Raw genomic sequence first — 12973 nt, 5'->3', positions numbered from 1 at the left:
GTTTGCAAACACAACATCGCAATAACGAAGCCAATTGATTCATAAAAAATCAAGCCGTTCAGGCTCGTATTGCGAGGTGAAATATAGAATTTATCTGGCTGTTCTACAATGAACATTTTATAATGTTTCAGATTAAAAAAACTAATCCTATTTGAGGTTCCTTATGTCTCGTCGATTGCCTCCACTGAATTCGCTTCGCGTATTTGAAGCGGCAGCTCGCCATCTTAGTTTTACCCGTGCAGCCGAAGAGCTGTTTGTGACTCAAGCAGCAGTGAGCCATCAAATAAAAGCACTAGAAGAATTCTTATCATTGAAGCTTTTTCGTCGCCGTAACCGTTCACTGCTGCTCACAGAAGAGGGGCAAAGCTACTTCTTAGACATTAAAGATATCTTCACTTCCATTGCAGATGCGACCGATAAGGTATTAGAACGCAGTGAAAAAGGGGCGTTGACTATCAGTTTGCCACCAAGTTTTGCTATCCAGTGGTTGGTGCCTCGCTTGGCCGACTTCAATGCTCAAGAACCGGACATTGATGTACGTATCAAAGCGGTGGATATGGATGAAGGTTCATTGACGGATGATGTCGACGTCGCGATCTATTATGGACGTGGTAATTGGCCAGGTTTGCGTGCAGATAAACTCTACCAAGAGTATTTGATCCCACTTTGTTCACCTTCGCTACTTTTAGGTAGCAAACCATTGGAATCTCTAAGTGATCTAAAACAGCATACTTTGTTACATGATACGTCGCGAAAAGATTGGAAACAGTTTGCTCGACACTACAATGTTGACGGGATTAATGTGAATCATGGTCCAATATTTAGTCACTCAACCATGGTCTTGCAAGCGGCAGCTCATGGGCAGGGAGTTGCATTAGGAAACAACGTATTAGCCAAACCAGAGATGGAAGCAGGACGCTTGATTGCGCCATTTGACCAGGTTTTGGTTTCTAAGAATGCGTTCTACGTGGTATGTCACGAACAGCAAGCGGACATGGGGCGTATCGCGACTTTCCGAGATTGGATGTTGGCAACCGCGAGAAAAGAACAAGAGGAAGTACTCGATGAACCATTGGATAGCTGAGGGGCCAGAAAACGGACCATTGTTTATTTTTGCTCACGGTGCAGGCGTAGGCATGGAGCATGAGTTCATGGCGGCCGTTGCCAAAGGATTGGTTGATCAGGGTATTCGTGTGGTGCGCTTCAATTTCCCTTACATGGTCAAGCGTGCCGAAGACGGCAAAAAGCGTCCGCCAGATCGCGCGCCAAAGCTTCTTGAAGCGTACCAAGAAGTGATCACTCACTTTACTTCCGCTCCCATCGTTATTGGTGGTAAATCGCTGGGCGGTCGAATGTCGAGTTTGCTCGCAGATAATGAGCTAGTGGCGGGCATTGCGTGTTTGGGTTTTCCATTCCACCCACCGGGTAAACCAGAGAAATACAAAGGCGAGCATTTAGCTAGCATCGACAAGCCAACCTTAATTCTACAAGGCGAGCGCGATACGTTCGGCAAGTGCGAAGAGTTCGAAGGCTTCGCGTTATCAGAGCAGGTCACAGTGAGCTTTCTGCCAGATGGTGACCACAGCTTTAAACCGCGTAAGCGCTCAGGGTATACCGAGGCGGATAATATAGCGCAGACGATTGAGCAGTTAGCAGCGTTTATTAAAGAGGTATACCGTGAAAAGTAAGTGGTTACTCTCGTTTACTGGTATTTCGGGTCTGACATCGGTAGCGTTAGGTGCGTTTGCCGCACACGGTTTAAAAGCCAAATTGTCGCCCTATTTACTTGGCGTATTTGAAACCGGCGTTTTGTACCAATTCATCCATACTTTGGCTATCGCGTTTTGTGCCATCTTGCTACTGGTCAATTTGGGACAAAAAGCACAAAAGTATTTTTTCATCGCGGCGATTTGCTTTATCATCGGCATCTTTTGTTTTAGCGGCAGTCTTTATGCGCTGGCGCTGACGGGCATTAAGTGGTTTGGACCAATTACTCCGATGGGCGGGGTGTTGTTCATGTTCGGCTGGTGTCTGTTCTTTTTTGCTGCGTTTAATATCAAAGAGGTCTCCAAGTGAAACAACTAATGCTCTATTGCCGTTCTGGCTTTGAGAAAGAGTGTGCTGGTGAAATTCAGGACAAAGCGACACAGTTGGAAGTGTACGGCTTCCCTCGTGTGAAGAAAAACTCAGGTTATGTTGTCTTCGAGTGTTACCAAGATGGAGACGCAGATAAGTTAGTCAAAGGCTTGGACTTTAGTGCATTGATTTTTGCACGTCAGATGTTTGCTGTTGCAGCCGAGTTTGAAGCGCTACCAAGCGAAGACCGTATCAGTCCAATTCTTGCAGAACTGTCTGAAGTGGAAGATTTTCCGCGTTGTGGCGATCTACGTATCGAAACGCCAGACACCAACGAAGCGAAAGAGTTGCTAAAGTTTTGCCGTAAATTCACGGTTCCAATGCGCCAAGCTCTACGTGGCAAAGGTCTGATGTGGAATAAAGACAACGCGAAGAAGCCAGTGCTGCACATCTGTTTTATTGCACCAGGTCATTGTTACGTGGGTTATTCATACCCAGACAATAACTCGCAGTTCTTTATGGGTATTCCTCGCTTAAAGTTCCCTGCGGATGCACCAAGTCGTTCAACACTAAAACTGGAAGAAGCGTTCCACGTATTTATTCCACGTGAAGAGTGGGATGAGCGTCTTGCTCCAGGCATGTGGGGGGTTGATCTCGGTGCGTGTCCAGGTGGTTGGACTTACCAATTGGTTAAACGATCGATGTTCGTTCATTGCGTTGATAACGGCATGATGGCAGATAGCCTAATGGAAACGGGTCAAATCAAGCACCATATGGTGGATGGTTTTAAGTTTGAACCCGATCGTAAGAACGTGACTTGGATTGTGTGTGACATGATTGAGAAACCAGCTCGCGTTGCGCACCTTATGGGTCAATGGTTGTTAAAAGGTTGGGCGAAAGAGGCAATCTTCAACCTGAAGCTACCAATGAAAGGTCGTTACGACGAAGTGTTGCAAGATCTTGAGAACCTAAAAACGTTCTTGATTGAGAATAAGGTGAAATTCAAGCTGCAAGCAAAACACTTGTACCATGATCGTGAAGAGATCACGATTCACATTCAGTGTCTGTCTAACATCTCTCCGCATTAATCTACGCATTCACTTAAGCAGTAGAGCAGAATAAGAAAAGCGCCTTAAATTGGGCGCTTTTTTCTTGTCTGGAAGATAGGGCTTCTCACCAAACGGGTGGTTATTCTGCTTTGTTTGGACCAGTAAAGCGAATGTCTTGCAGGTTAAAGCCGAGTTCGATATCGCATTTCAGTGCTGCTACTCGTTTGCATAAACGCGCAGATTCAATGTGCTCATCTAACTTTTTGCGATATTTTGGGGCCAGCTCTTCGCTCGCGTATGCCGCTTCAATATCCTCAAATTGAGTCAGAATTTCTTTCGCTGCTTTTGGACCAACACTCGGTACGCCCGGCACTTGGCTTGAGCTGATACCCGTTAAACCCCAGTAGTCGGCAAGCTGAGATGGTTTTACGCCAAACTCTTTTTCGATAAATGGCTCATCTAACCAACGATGTTGGAAGTAATCTCGGATCTGTAGAGTCGGAGATAATAGTTGGCAGTAACCTTTGTCGGTCGAGACAATCGTTACTTTCTCGCCGTGGCTCGCGACTTTGGTGGCCAGTGTTGCGACCAAATCATCTGCTTCATCGCCTTCAGACAGCAATGAGTCGATCCCTTGTTCCCACCATGCTTGTTGAATCGCGTCTAAGCCTTGCATGAGCGGCTCTGGCATTGGCTTGCGGTTTTGTTTGTAGTCAGGAAGGATTTCAGCGCGCCAGCCACGGTCTTGTTCGTGGTGATCGAATACGGCGATGATGTGAGTTGGCTGCGCTTCAGACAGGATGCGAGTCAGTGTTCTGCTCGTCGTGGTAATGGTTCTTGCTATGTCAGTGGGATCGGGCTGTGCAGAGTGCACGCGGCGGATCAGGTTTAGGGCATCAATGATAACAAGATGAATAGACATAATGACTTAGCAGTAAAAAGGGGCGTAATGCCCCTAGTGTAACCAATGTAGCTCTTTCTATCGAGTTGCATTTTCTGGATGAGCGATTCGATAACAAGGTTCGTACGCGCTACCGCCTGGTAGCTTCATACGGTGCTGCTCTACAAAGTCTGAGAGTAACGTGTCGAGTTTTTTCATCAATGCTGATTCACCATGGATAGTGAAGGGACCTTGTTGCTCGATCTCTCTAATCCCTTCGGCTTTAACGTTACCAGCAACAATACCGGAAAACGCTTGGCGCAGCGTGGCGGCCAATACTTGCGGTTTTTGGTTCAAGTTCAAGTTTAAACTTGCCATTGATTCATGGTTGGGCTCGAATGGCAGTTGGAACTCTGGTTCAATCTTAAGTGACCAATTAAAGCTGTATGCGTCACCTTTCTCTTTACGGTGAAGGCGAACCTTTTCCATTGAGTACTTCATGATGCGTGCGACTTCCGCAGGATCATCGATGACGATTTGATAATGCTTCTGGCCCTCTTCACCTAGCGTATCTGCAATAAAAGCATCTATAGATCGGAAATAAGCTTCACTCTCTTTTGGACCAGTTAATACGATTGGCATGGGCTGGTCGGCGTTTTCTGGATGCATCATAATACCAAGAATGTACAGTAATTCCTCGGCAGTACCTGGACCGCCAGGGAAGATCACGATGCCGTGTGCCATTCGAACAAAGGCTTCAAGGCGTTTCTCAATATCTGGCATGATCACCAGCTCATTCACGATCGGGTTTGGTGGCTCGGCCGCGATGATTGACGGCTCGGTAAGGCCAAGGTAGCGTTGCTCGGTATAGCGCTGCTTCGCATGTCCAATTGCCGCCCCCTTCATTGGGCCTTCCATCGCACCTGGGCCACAACCGGTACAGATATTCAGCTCTCGTAGCCCGAGCTCATGTCCCACTTCGCGTGTGTATTGATATTCGGTGGCATTGATCGAGTGTCCTCCCCAGCAGACGACCAAGTTTGGTTCAATACCTGGCGTTAGTGTGCCTGCGTTACGTAAGATGCCAAACACCAAATTGGTAATGTGGGTCGCGTTGGTTAGATTTAGGCGTTGATTATCTGCTAAGTGCATGTTGACGTACACAATGTCTCGAAGTACTGAAAACAGATGTTCTTGGATGCCTTTGATAATCTCTCCATCTACGAACGCATGCTCTGGTGGGTTAGAGAGTTCTAGCTTGATACCACGTTCGCGGCGAACCACGTTGACATCAAAAGATTGATATCTATCTAACAATTCTTTTGAGTTGTCTGTGTGGCTACCAGAGTTAAGCACTGCTAGCGTGCAGTTACGATAAAGCTGGTAAAGGTCACTTGATGCGGTTTTTTTTAGACGTTCGACTTCAAGTTGGGATAGCAAGTCCATACTACCTGCGGGGCTGATATGGGTAATCATAGGGCCTCCTTGCTAATGCTTTTTTAGAGGAAAGAAACCAACGCATCTGTTTGTTTGTACGTATAGTTTGACTCAAATGGTTGGTGGAGTTTGTTTTAGGGTGTGTAGTTAGCTTAGCAGACTGGGAGAAGAGAAATGTGATAACTCATTGAAATTTTCGGCAATATGGTGAAAGATTGCATCAAAAGTGCGTTCTTGGCGTTTTTTTGAGCGGTTTTAATTCCAGTTAATTTGGTTAGGACCACGCTGCTTTGCATCTTTTGACAAAATACCTAGGCGATCGAGTACGTATTCTGGGGTATCGGCTTCTCTAAAGGCAGTGGAAGCAGCTGTGAGCGTGATCATGATGTTTTGTTCACGGAACTTAAATGGTAATGCGTTGATGTCTTTTTGGATATTTTTCATCAGTTCTAGCGTGTACTCTTCGGATTGCTCTGGAATAAGAATAATAAACTCTTCACCGCCAAAACGAGCAACGGTTTCGGTTTTTCCCACTCGTTTTTGAATGGTACGAGCGATGATTTTTAAAGCCTTATCACCGGCCGTATAACCATAGCTGTCGTTAATCGCTTTAAAGTTGTCGACGTCAAACATCACCACTCGAAGGTTTTGTTGTGAGCGGATCCAACGGCGGTATTCGTGTTCCATTCGGTCAGTGAACGCCGCGCGGTTGTATACTTTGGTCAAAGGATCAAGCAACATGCGTTGTGCTTGATCTTCTAGGCGACGATGATACTCCTGGGTAGTTTCAAACACCAATGCGAGTTGATTTTTATTGTAATTTAAACGTTCTTGGAGGGTTTGCTCACGCTCTTCCGTCATCTTTAACCGTTCAGATAGTGATGCTATTTGTGCAAGTAGTGGAGCGATCTCTTGCTTCAGTGCGGCTAAATCTTGTGCTTGCTCGAGCGATTTTTGGCTGAGACCTACTAAATCGTTCATTTCAGCATTCAACTCTTGGCGATGTTCAAAGTAGTTTTGATGCTGATCGACGTTCTGATGTGCGGTTTTAAGATTACTTGAAAGAGACGCGTTTAACTGCACCAAAAATTGCTCGGATGTCTTACGTTCCGATTTGGTTGCTTCGACGACTAACTTCAGCGTATTTAAAGTCAGCTCAATCAACGACTCGGCATTCACACCTAACAGTAGCTTTGAGCGAATATCAAGCAGTTGATCACCAGAGTCACCTTCGAAATTGAGTTCGGTGATGGTACGCTGCAAGTCGCTAGCAAGGCACTCCAATTGAGAGCTATCTGGGTTGTTTTCAAGCTCAGAGAGGTTGAGGCGCGAATTGGCAGTCATTATCTTCAGCGAACGTTCGTAGATGCTAAGTAATTTTGTCGCTTGGTCAACGTTATTACAAGCATGAGTGCCGGAGCAACTCATTAGGTTACGCAACTCTCGCTTGAGTTGTGCTGGTAAACCCGGAGCACGTTGTAGTGTCGCAGCACTGTGCTTCACTTGCTCGTTGAGGTAATCGCTCTGCTTATCCATTGCCTTTGACTGCTGTTTGAGCATTCTTTCTAGTACGGCCAAACGAGGGATCAGAATACTGACATCTTTTTGAAGCTCCAGCTCTTGCTGAACTTCAAACAGATAGCTAGTGACTTGAGAGTTTGCCCCCTGACAAGCAGAAGACAATGCGGCCACGACGCGTTTTAGAACCTGTTGCTCACGCTTAAATTTGAGTGAAGTGTCACGATGAGTCAGTCTGAGCTTGTCAAGTTGACAACTCAGCTGATGAAGATGTGACTGAATATCGGATTCCAAGATTCCCATGAAGTGACTACAACTAAGTCCATGAACTGCTGATAATTATGTCATAATAACAAAAAACGTATTAGCGTCATCATTGTTTAAGAACAACAGTTAGTAAATTATCCACTTTTTAATATTTTTTTGATGTCCTCCTCATTCTTGTAAGAAGAATGAACTTTTATTAGTCCCTGATGGATAGCGTGTAGACACGCCGTTCTTATGTCATGACTTGCAAAACTCGCAGCAGGAGCATTGTCGATGGCCTTTAAGAATACCCAATGGCTGCGTTTATCTTTTAGGCTGACCTCACGAGCAACATGGGTTGCAAGAAGCAATAAGTCGAGCAGCTCTTCGCCGTTAATCGCGGTATAAGCTCGTGGTAAAAATGGATAATCACTGATCCCCATACGAATGATGCGGCTAACGTTATGTTGCTGAGCAAATTCATCTATCCACTTCTGGAACTTTTCAAAGGTGGCTTCGCCAGAGGTATTTCGGTCAGCATTGGGCTCAATGTAAAGTAAATTGGCATCGGAAAAATGATACAAGCGTGTTGGTTTCTTAATTTTTTCAGCAAGGAAGTCACCAAACGCTCGTTCCAATTCAAGGCCAGCTTTGTATCCGTGCTGTACATACATACTGCGTAGGAATGGTAGGTCTATCATGACAAAGCGCAAACGATCATTCAGAGGTTCGTGGATCAGTTCCCCCATCTGCCATTGCTCAAACGTATCGCTGGATTTTTTTAATGAACCAGATAACTTCACGTTCAACATGCGTAGGTTATTTAAGCGAGAGCGAGAGTGCGTGAATAGATCGCTACGAAGCTTATCTATTTCACTCGCTTGGCGCTGTATAATCACACCTCGGCGCATGATAAATAAGAACATGAATAGTACCGAAATAAATAGCGCGAATGAGATCTTCTGGAATTTGCGGTGTTCCATCTCAACCAACGCCAGTTTGTCGGCTTGGCCAACGTGATGGATGCTTTGCTCGGCAAATTCTTTTTGCTGGCGGAAGGCATCTTCACTGATTTGGTTAAGGTGCCTTTGTTCTACGCGCACTAGGTTGATGTATTTTTTAAATGCTTGAAGAGAGGAGTGATACTCACCAGCCTGCTCGTAGCCTAAGCCTAATAAACGGTAAGATTGCTGCTTAATGAAGTCGGATGCGTTGGGCAACGTCTCAAGAAGATCGAGTGCGTATTGAGCGTTTTTAATTACGTTTTGGCTGTCATTTTGGTGATAAGCCAAGCCGGACTGAAGCAAAGCCGCTTTGGCTTCTAAATTGGTTAAGTCGGAATATTCCAATAACTCGTTGGCACGCTTTAGATATTGTTCTGCTAAAGGGTAGTTATAGAGTTGTAAATAGGTCGCGGCAAGACTTAAGCGAAGATTGATATCTCGGTGAATATCTTGGCTAGTGCTCTTATGATCTAACACGTTGAAGTAGTGCACTAAAGCAAGATTAAATTTGCCTTGATAGAAGTAAACATCCCCCATATTTTCAAGGACATCTGCCAAAATTGGCGAGTTAGGATAACTATCATAAAAATCTGCGGCCTGAGATAAGTACTCCATCGCTTTATCGTATACGCGACGCTCTTGGAACAATCGTGCTAATAAACGGTTTACTTTCGCTAGTTTGGCTCCGTTATCACTCTCAATTGATTGCCAATAGCCATAAAGTAACTCAGAAAGAGCAAGGTTGTATTGCTTGTTGTTGAGATAGAACTCGCCTAAAGTCGTGTAGTAATCAATTAAAATTAGATCAGAACGCTTTTCTTTGAGCATCGCTTTTGCTTCGATGTAAAGTTGCTCGGCTTTCGCAGTTTCGCCTCTATGTGAAGCAAGCAGGGCGCGTTGCATTACTAAATGGTAACGAATGCTGTTTGCGCGTTGTAGTGCGGGTTTCGCCTCGTTAATCTGTTGCTCAATTTGATTCAGCTTTTTCTCTGCCGCCGCATAGTTTTTGTCGTACATCCACACCATTTGGTTGCGAGTCAATTGCACACCCAGTTCCATGTACGGCAATTGATACTCTTTCGCAAGGCGCTCCGCTTCATCTAAGCTCTTAATCGCACTTCGCAAATCGCCCATAACATAGTCGGCTTGAGCAATGATTTTGTACGCTTCGATGGTACTGCTTGGTGTGCGGATACTACGATCGGTCTCTTCACGGGACATCGCGGAGGGGCTGCTGTTTTCTTGGCGTTCAATGAGTTCGCGTTGAAGTAGGTAGTTTGTGGCCGCTTGTTTAGCTTGGGAAGGTTCAAACTCAGTCAATTGTTGAGCTTCATTCAGCAAAGCAGAAGATAAAATGGTCGCGTGAAGTGGCGGTGCTAGCAATAAGCAAAGAAAGCCAATCAGCCAGTATAGACGCGAACTGTCCCAAAACATCGTTTTCGTTCCCTCGAACTGTGTCGTAATGCACGTATATTTAATCGAGCAATATTAGAGAAAAACACCCAGCAATCCAACAGATAGCTGGGTGTTTTTGCGTAATTGTCTCGTTACTTTTCGATTATTGGCGAGCCATGCGGTTATTGTGGACTGGCTTGCCTTGTTCCGTTGAGCGGTAAGGGTTGATATCCAGCCCACCACGGCGAGTGTAACGAGCAAAAACCGTCAGCGTGCTTGGCTGGCAGTATTTTATCAAATCGGTGAAAATACGTTCCACACATTGCTCATGGAATTCGTTGTGCTCACGGAAAGAGACGAGATAACGAAGCAGCTTTTCACGATCAAGCTTAGCGCCTTGGTAACGAATTTCTACGCTGCCCCAGTCTGGTTGATTAGTGATCAGGCAGTTTGATTTTAATAGGTGGCTGTGAAGAATTTCTTCGACCTGCTCTTCACCCGCAGCCCCCTCAAGTAATGTGGCATCAAAATCGTAGCTATCGATTTCGATGTCTTGATCGTCAATGCATTCACCTTCCATCGTTACGATAGGTTGATTGGCGTAGTGAGTTACCGGGTTTACTTCCACAAGTACATGTTCGCCTGCGCATGCTGACAAATCTTGAGTGAGACGCTCTGTTACTTCTTCCCAGCTTGCAAAACGCGTTTGGTTGTAGCTGTTTAGATACAGTTTGAACGACTTTGACTCAATCAAGTTTGCGCTGGTTGCTGGAATGTACACTTCACCTACCGCAACTTGAGGTAAGCCTTTGCTGTTTAGCCAAGAAAGCTCGTAGAGTGTCCAGATGTCATGGCCCAAAAACGGTAGGCTATCGCCCAGTTCTAAGTCATCACGGTTTAGACTGCGAGGAACGGGTTGCAGCAAACTCGCATCGTATTGGTTTGCGTACTCGGTCTTTTTACCCAGAGTCAGGCTAGCAAGCTCTTTAGCGTCAGAATATTTGCTCATACTTTGTGGTCATTTTCGATTAGAATAGCGAGAATTTTACTTAATCCGCTGAACAATTGCCATCTGGCAGACACCGCTATCTGATAAATAAGGAATGAGGAGACCTTCATGACCCAGACCGTTACTCAGGCTCTACAGGAGTTTAGCCTGCGCTATCAACAAGCTTGGCAAGATGAGCACAATGAACTGCCACGCAGTGAAGAGCTTGCTGATCTTGTTTCTCCATGTGTAGAAGAGAAACGCGATGGGGCAGTATTGTGGAAAGCATTCCCACGTGAAGAAATGGCGGATTTCACGAATGTTGAGAACGCAATTGAATTAACGCTGCATGAAGACATCAAAACTTTCTATGGCTCTCAATACAGCGCAGACATGGACGCGGCTTGGCAAGGTAACGAGCTGACGTTACTGCAAGTATGGAGTGATGAGGATTTTACTCGTCTGCAAGAGAATATTCTTGGCCACTTAGTTACTCAGCGTCGTCTCAAGTTAAAGCCAACGGTGTTTATCGCTGCGACCGATGCGGAGCTGGATGTGATTTCCATTTGTAACCTAACGGGTAATGTGATTCTTGAGCGTCTAGGCACGGATAAGCGTGACGTGTTAGCAGAAAGCATCTCGGAGTTTCTGACTAAGCTAGAGGCAGCGGTGTAAGTATGTACGTGGTTGAGTTGCAGTTTGAATGCTTTGATAACACGACAGTGAGTGCGGTCGATAAAGCCATCAATGGTTTGATGGATGCGTTGCGTTATAACGGCCAAGTGTTAGGTCGTGAGTTCCCTATCGTGATGGGCGATGGCGAGTTCTTCGTTCGCGTAGTTTGCCCTGAGCAAGACAGTTTACATCCACGTTATCATTCAGACTTTGTAAAAGTGTGTATGAATCGTTTGACCGAAGCATCATTGCTAGCACCGAAAATGCGCATGTTAGGGCGAGACTTGAACTCAGAAGAAGCGGCGGAAGATGAGCAACCGAGCTGGCAAGTATTATACACTACTTACGTGCATACCTGTTCTCCACTACGTAGTGGAGAAACGCTATTGCCGATCCCTCTTTACCGCAATGGTCCTACGTTAAACGGTGATCACAAAGCTGTGGTGAAGTGGCAAACCGAATGGCAAGCGTGTGATGAAATCCAGATGGCAGGTGGCTGCCGTGCTGAACACGCGGCACTGCATGAAATTTGTGATGCGGACAGTGTGTTATTCCGTCGAGGTTGGGATTTACGTGGTCGTATTGAGTACATTACAAAAATTCCGACGTATTACTATCAGTATCGCGTCGGTGGTGAGTCGGTAGAGTCAGAAAAAGCACGCAAATGTCCCAAGTGCGGTGGGGAGTGGCGACTTGATGAGCCGCTGCATGACATCTTCCATTTTAAGTGCGATGACTGTCGAATCGTATCGAATATGTCGTGGGACCATATCAAATAAGGCTTCAAGCGATAGCGTTTATCGACATGAGACAGTAAAAAGGCTGATGTATTCTCATCAGCCTTTTTGTTTTTATGACGTATTGGTGTTGAATTACCAACCTTTAACAACGCCACCTTTAAAGGTTTCTTTTGCCGCTTGGTGTACTTCTTCGGTTTGGTAAGCTTTTACGAAGTTTTGTACGTTTGTCGCTTGAGCATTGTCTTCACGAGCGACAATTAGGTTCACATATGGTGACTCTTTATCTTCAACGAAAAGCCCATCGCGTTCTGGTGTGAGGTCAATTGAGCTTGCGTAAGTCGTGTTGATGATAGAAACCGCAACATCATCAAGAGAGCGAGGAAGCTGTGCAGCGTCTAGCTCAACGATAGTTAAGTTTTTCGGGTTGCCAACAATGTCGCGAACCGTTGCCAACAGATCTGCACCATCACGCAGTTCGATCAGGCCTTGTTGTTCAAGCAGCAGTAGAGAGCGACCTAAATTGGTTGGATCGTTTGGCACTGCGATGCGCGCACCATCTTCGATTTCATCCACTGATTTCACTTGCTTAGAGTAGCCAGCAATTGGATAGACGAAAGAGTTTCCAACCGTGACCAGCTTATAACCACGATCTTCTACTTGTTGGTCTAGGTATGGCTTGTGTTGGAACGCGTTCGCATCGATTGACCCATCATCCAGTGCGGCATTTGGTGTTACATAGTCAGTAAAGGTAACGAGCTCAACATCCAAGTTGTATTTCTCTTTCGCCACTTTTTTGGCAACTTCTGCCACCTGTGCTTCCGCGCCGGCCATGACACCGACTTTGATGCTGTTTTCGTTAGACTGTTTGTCACCGCAACCTACAAGCGCGAGAGTTGAAGCAACGGTTGCTGCAGTCAAAAGACTCTTAAGGCTAAATTTCATGGTTATCTCCTTATAATTTTTAG

Annotated in this window: 12 protein-coding genes; 6 read left to right on the top strand and 6 right to left on the bottom strand. The window is 45.6% G+C overall.

The window, feature by feature from the left end:
• Positions 1-163: 163 nt before the first annotated feature.
• Genes ACVA54_RS15080 through rlmM form a run of 4 tightly spaced genes read left to right on the top strand, consistent with a single transcriptional unit; the run spans position 164 to position 3164 of the window.
• A complete protein-coding gene (locus ACVA54_RS15080; RefSeq protein ID WP_119463737.1) occupies positions 164-1084 on the top strand; it encodes a transcriptional regulator GcvA in 921 nt (306 codons plus the stop codon).
• On the top strand, positions 1065-1688 hold the full coding sequence (locus tag ACVA54_RS15075; protein WP_446649723.1) for an alpha/beta family hydrolase: 624 nt from the start codon (positions 1065-1067) through the stop codon (positions 1686-1688). Before ACVA54_RS15080 ends, ACVA54_RS15075 begins: the two co-directional genes overlap by 20 nt.
• Positions 1678-2076, top strand: coding sequence for a DUF423 domain-containing protein (locus ACVA54_RS15070; protein ID WP_119463736.1), 399 nt, complete (start codon positions 1678-1680; stop codon positions 2074-2076). The genes ACVA54_RS15075 and ACVA54_RS15070 overlap by 11 nt, the downstream gene beginning before the upstream one ends.
• Complete coding sequence (gene rlmM, locus ACVA54_RS15065) at positions 2073-3164, top strand: 23S rRNA (cytidine(2498)-2'-O)-methyltransferase RlmM (RefSeq protein ID WP_446649722.1); 1092 nt, start codon at positions 2073-2075, stop codon at positions 3162-3164. Before ACVA54_RS15070 ends, rlmM begins: the two co-directional genes overlap by 4 nt.
• Positions 3165-3264: 100 nt before the next feature.
• On the opposite strand, the gene xni is transcribed toward rlmM, so the two are convergent.
• The 5 genes from xni to queF all read right to left on the bottom strand — a co-directional run bounded on the left by xni (position 3265) and on the right by queF (position 10614).
• Positions 3265-4047, bottom strand: a complete 783-nt coding sequence (xni, locus tag ACVA54_RS15060) for a flap endonuclease Xni (RefSeq protein ID WP_446649721.1) — start codon at positions 4045-4047, stop codon at positions 3265-3267.
• 57 nt (positions 4048-4104) lie between these two features.
• Positions 4105-5481 carry a nucleotide 5'-monophosphate nucleosidase PpnN gene (gene ppnN / locus ACVA54_RS15055; protein ID WP_099080903.1) on the bottom strand — a complete coding sequence of 459 codons (1377 nt, stop codon included), beginning with the start codon at positions 5479-5481 and terminating at the stop codon, positions 4105-4107.
• Positions 5482-5697: 216 nt separating this feature from the next.
• Positions 5698-7263 carry a diguanylate cyclase gene (locus ACVA54_RS15050; protein ID WP_446649720.1) on the bottom strand — a complete coding sequence of 522 codons (1566 nt, stop codon included), beginning with the start codon at positions 7261-7263 and terminating at the stop codon, positions 5698-5700.
• A 98-nt stretch (positions 7264-7361) separates the two neighbouring features.
• The gene (locus tag ACVA54_RS15045) at positions 7362-9644 is read right to left on the bottom strand and encodes a tetratricopeptide repeat protein (RefSeq protein ID WP_446649719.1); all 2283 of its coding nucleotides are present in this window, start codon (positions 9642-9644) and stop codon (positions 7362-7364) included.
• A gap of 124 nt (positions 9645-9768) precedes the next feature.
• Positions 9769-10614, bottom strand: a complete 846-nt coding sequence (gene queF / locus ACVA54_RS15040) for an NADPH-dependent 7-cyano-7-deazaguanine reductase QueF (protein ID WP_446581190.1) — start codon at positions 10612-10614, stop codon at positions 9769-9771.
• A gap of 108 nt (positions 10615-10722) precedes the next feature.
• Between queF and syd the strand changes: the two genes are divergently transcribed.
• Positions 10723-11268, top strand: coding sequence for a SecY-interacting protein (gene syd / locus ACVA54_RS15035; protein ID WP_099080907.1), 546 nt, complete (start codon positions 10723-10725; stop codon positions 11266-11268).
• Between the two features lie 2 nt (positions 11269-11270).
• The gene (locus tag ACVA54_RS15030) at positions 11271-12047 is read left to right on the top strand and encodes a Zn-ribbon-containing protein (RefSeq protein WP_099080908.1); all 777 of its coding nucleotides are present in this window, start codon (positions 11271-11273) and stop codon (positions 12045-12047) included.
• A gap of 93 nt (positions 12048-12140) precedes the next feature.
• Here ACVA54_RS15030 and ACVA54_RS15025 read toward each other — a convergent pair whose 3' ends face one another.
• On the bottom strand, positions 12141-12950 hold the full coding sequence (locus tag ACVA54_RS15025) for a MetQ/NlpA family lipoprotein (RefSeq protein WP_119463733.1): 810 nt from the start codon (positions 12948-12950) through the stop codon (positions 12141-12143).
• Positions 12951-12973: the final 23 nt, after the last annotated feature.

The sequence above is a fragment of the Vibrio sp. PNB23_22_6 genome, from assembly GCF_052877535.1.
The sequence above is the reverse complement of the archived record's forward strand: the minus strand, read 5'-3'. Positions and strand labels throughout refer to the sequence as shown.

Bases quoted from the DNA above. Each gene is read 5' to 3' on its own strand.
- ACVA54_RS15080 (WP_119463737.1), top strand. From the start codon at position 164: ATGTCTCGTCGATTGCCTCCACTGAATTCGCTTCGCGTATTTGAAGCG.
- ACVA54_RS15075 (WP_446649723.1), top strand. From the start codon at position 1,065: ATGAACCATTGGATAGCTGAGGGGCCAGAAAACGGACCATTGTTTATT.
- xni (WP_446649721.1), bottom strand. From the start codon at position 4,047: ATGTCTATTCATCTTGTTATCATTGATGCCCTAAACCTGATCCGCCGC.
- ppnN (WP_099080903.1), bottom strand. From the start codon at position 5,481: ATGATTACCCATATCAGCCCCGCAGGTAGTATGGACTTGCTATCCCAA.
- ACVA54_RS15050 (WP_446649720.1), bottom strand. From the start codon at position 7,263: ATGGGAATCTTGGAATCCGATATTCAGTCACATCTTCATCAGCTGAGT.
- ACVA54_RS15045 (WP_446649719.1), bottom strand. From the start codon at position 9,644: ATGTTTTGGGACAGTTCGCGTCTATACTGGCTGATTGGCTTTCTTTGC.
- queF (WP_446581190.1), bottom strand. From the start codon at position 10,614: ATGAGCAAATATTCTGACGCTAAAGAGCTTGCTAGCCTGACTCTGGGT.
- syd (WP_099080907.1), top strand. From the start codon at position 10,723: ATGACCCAGACCGTTACTCAGGCTCTACAGGAGTTTAGCCTGCGCTAT.
- ACVA54_RS15030 (WP_099080908.1), top strand. From the start codon at position 11,271: ATGTACGTGGTTGAGTTGCAGTTTGAATGCTTTGATAACACGACAGTG.
- ACVA54_RS15025 (WP_119463733.1), bottom strand. From the start codon at position 12,950: ATGAAATTTAGCCTTAAGAGTCTTTTGACTGCAGCAACCGTTGCTTCA.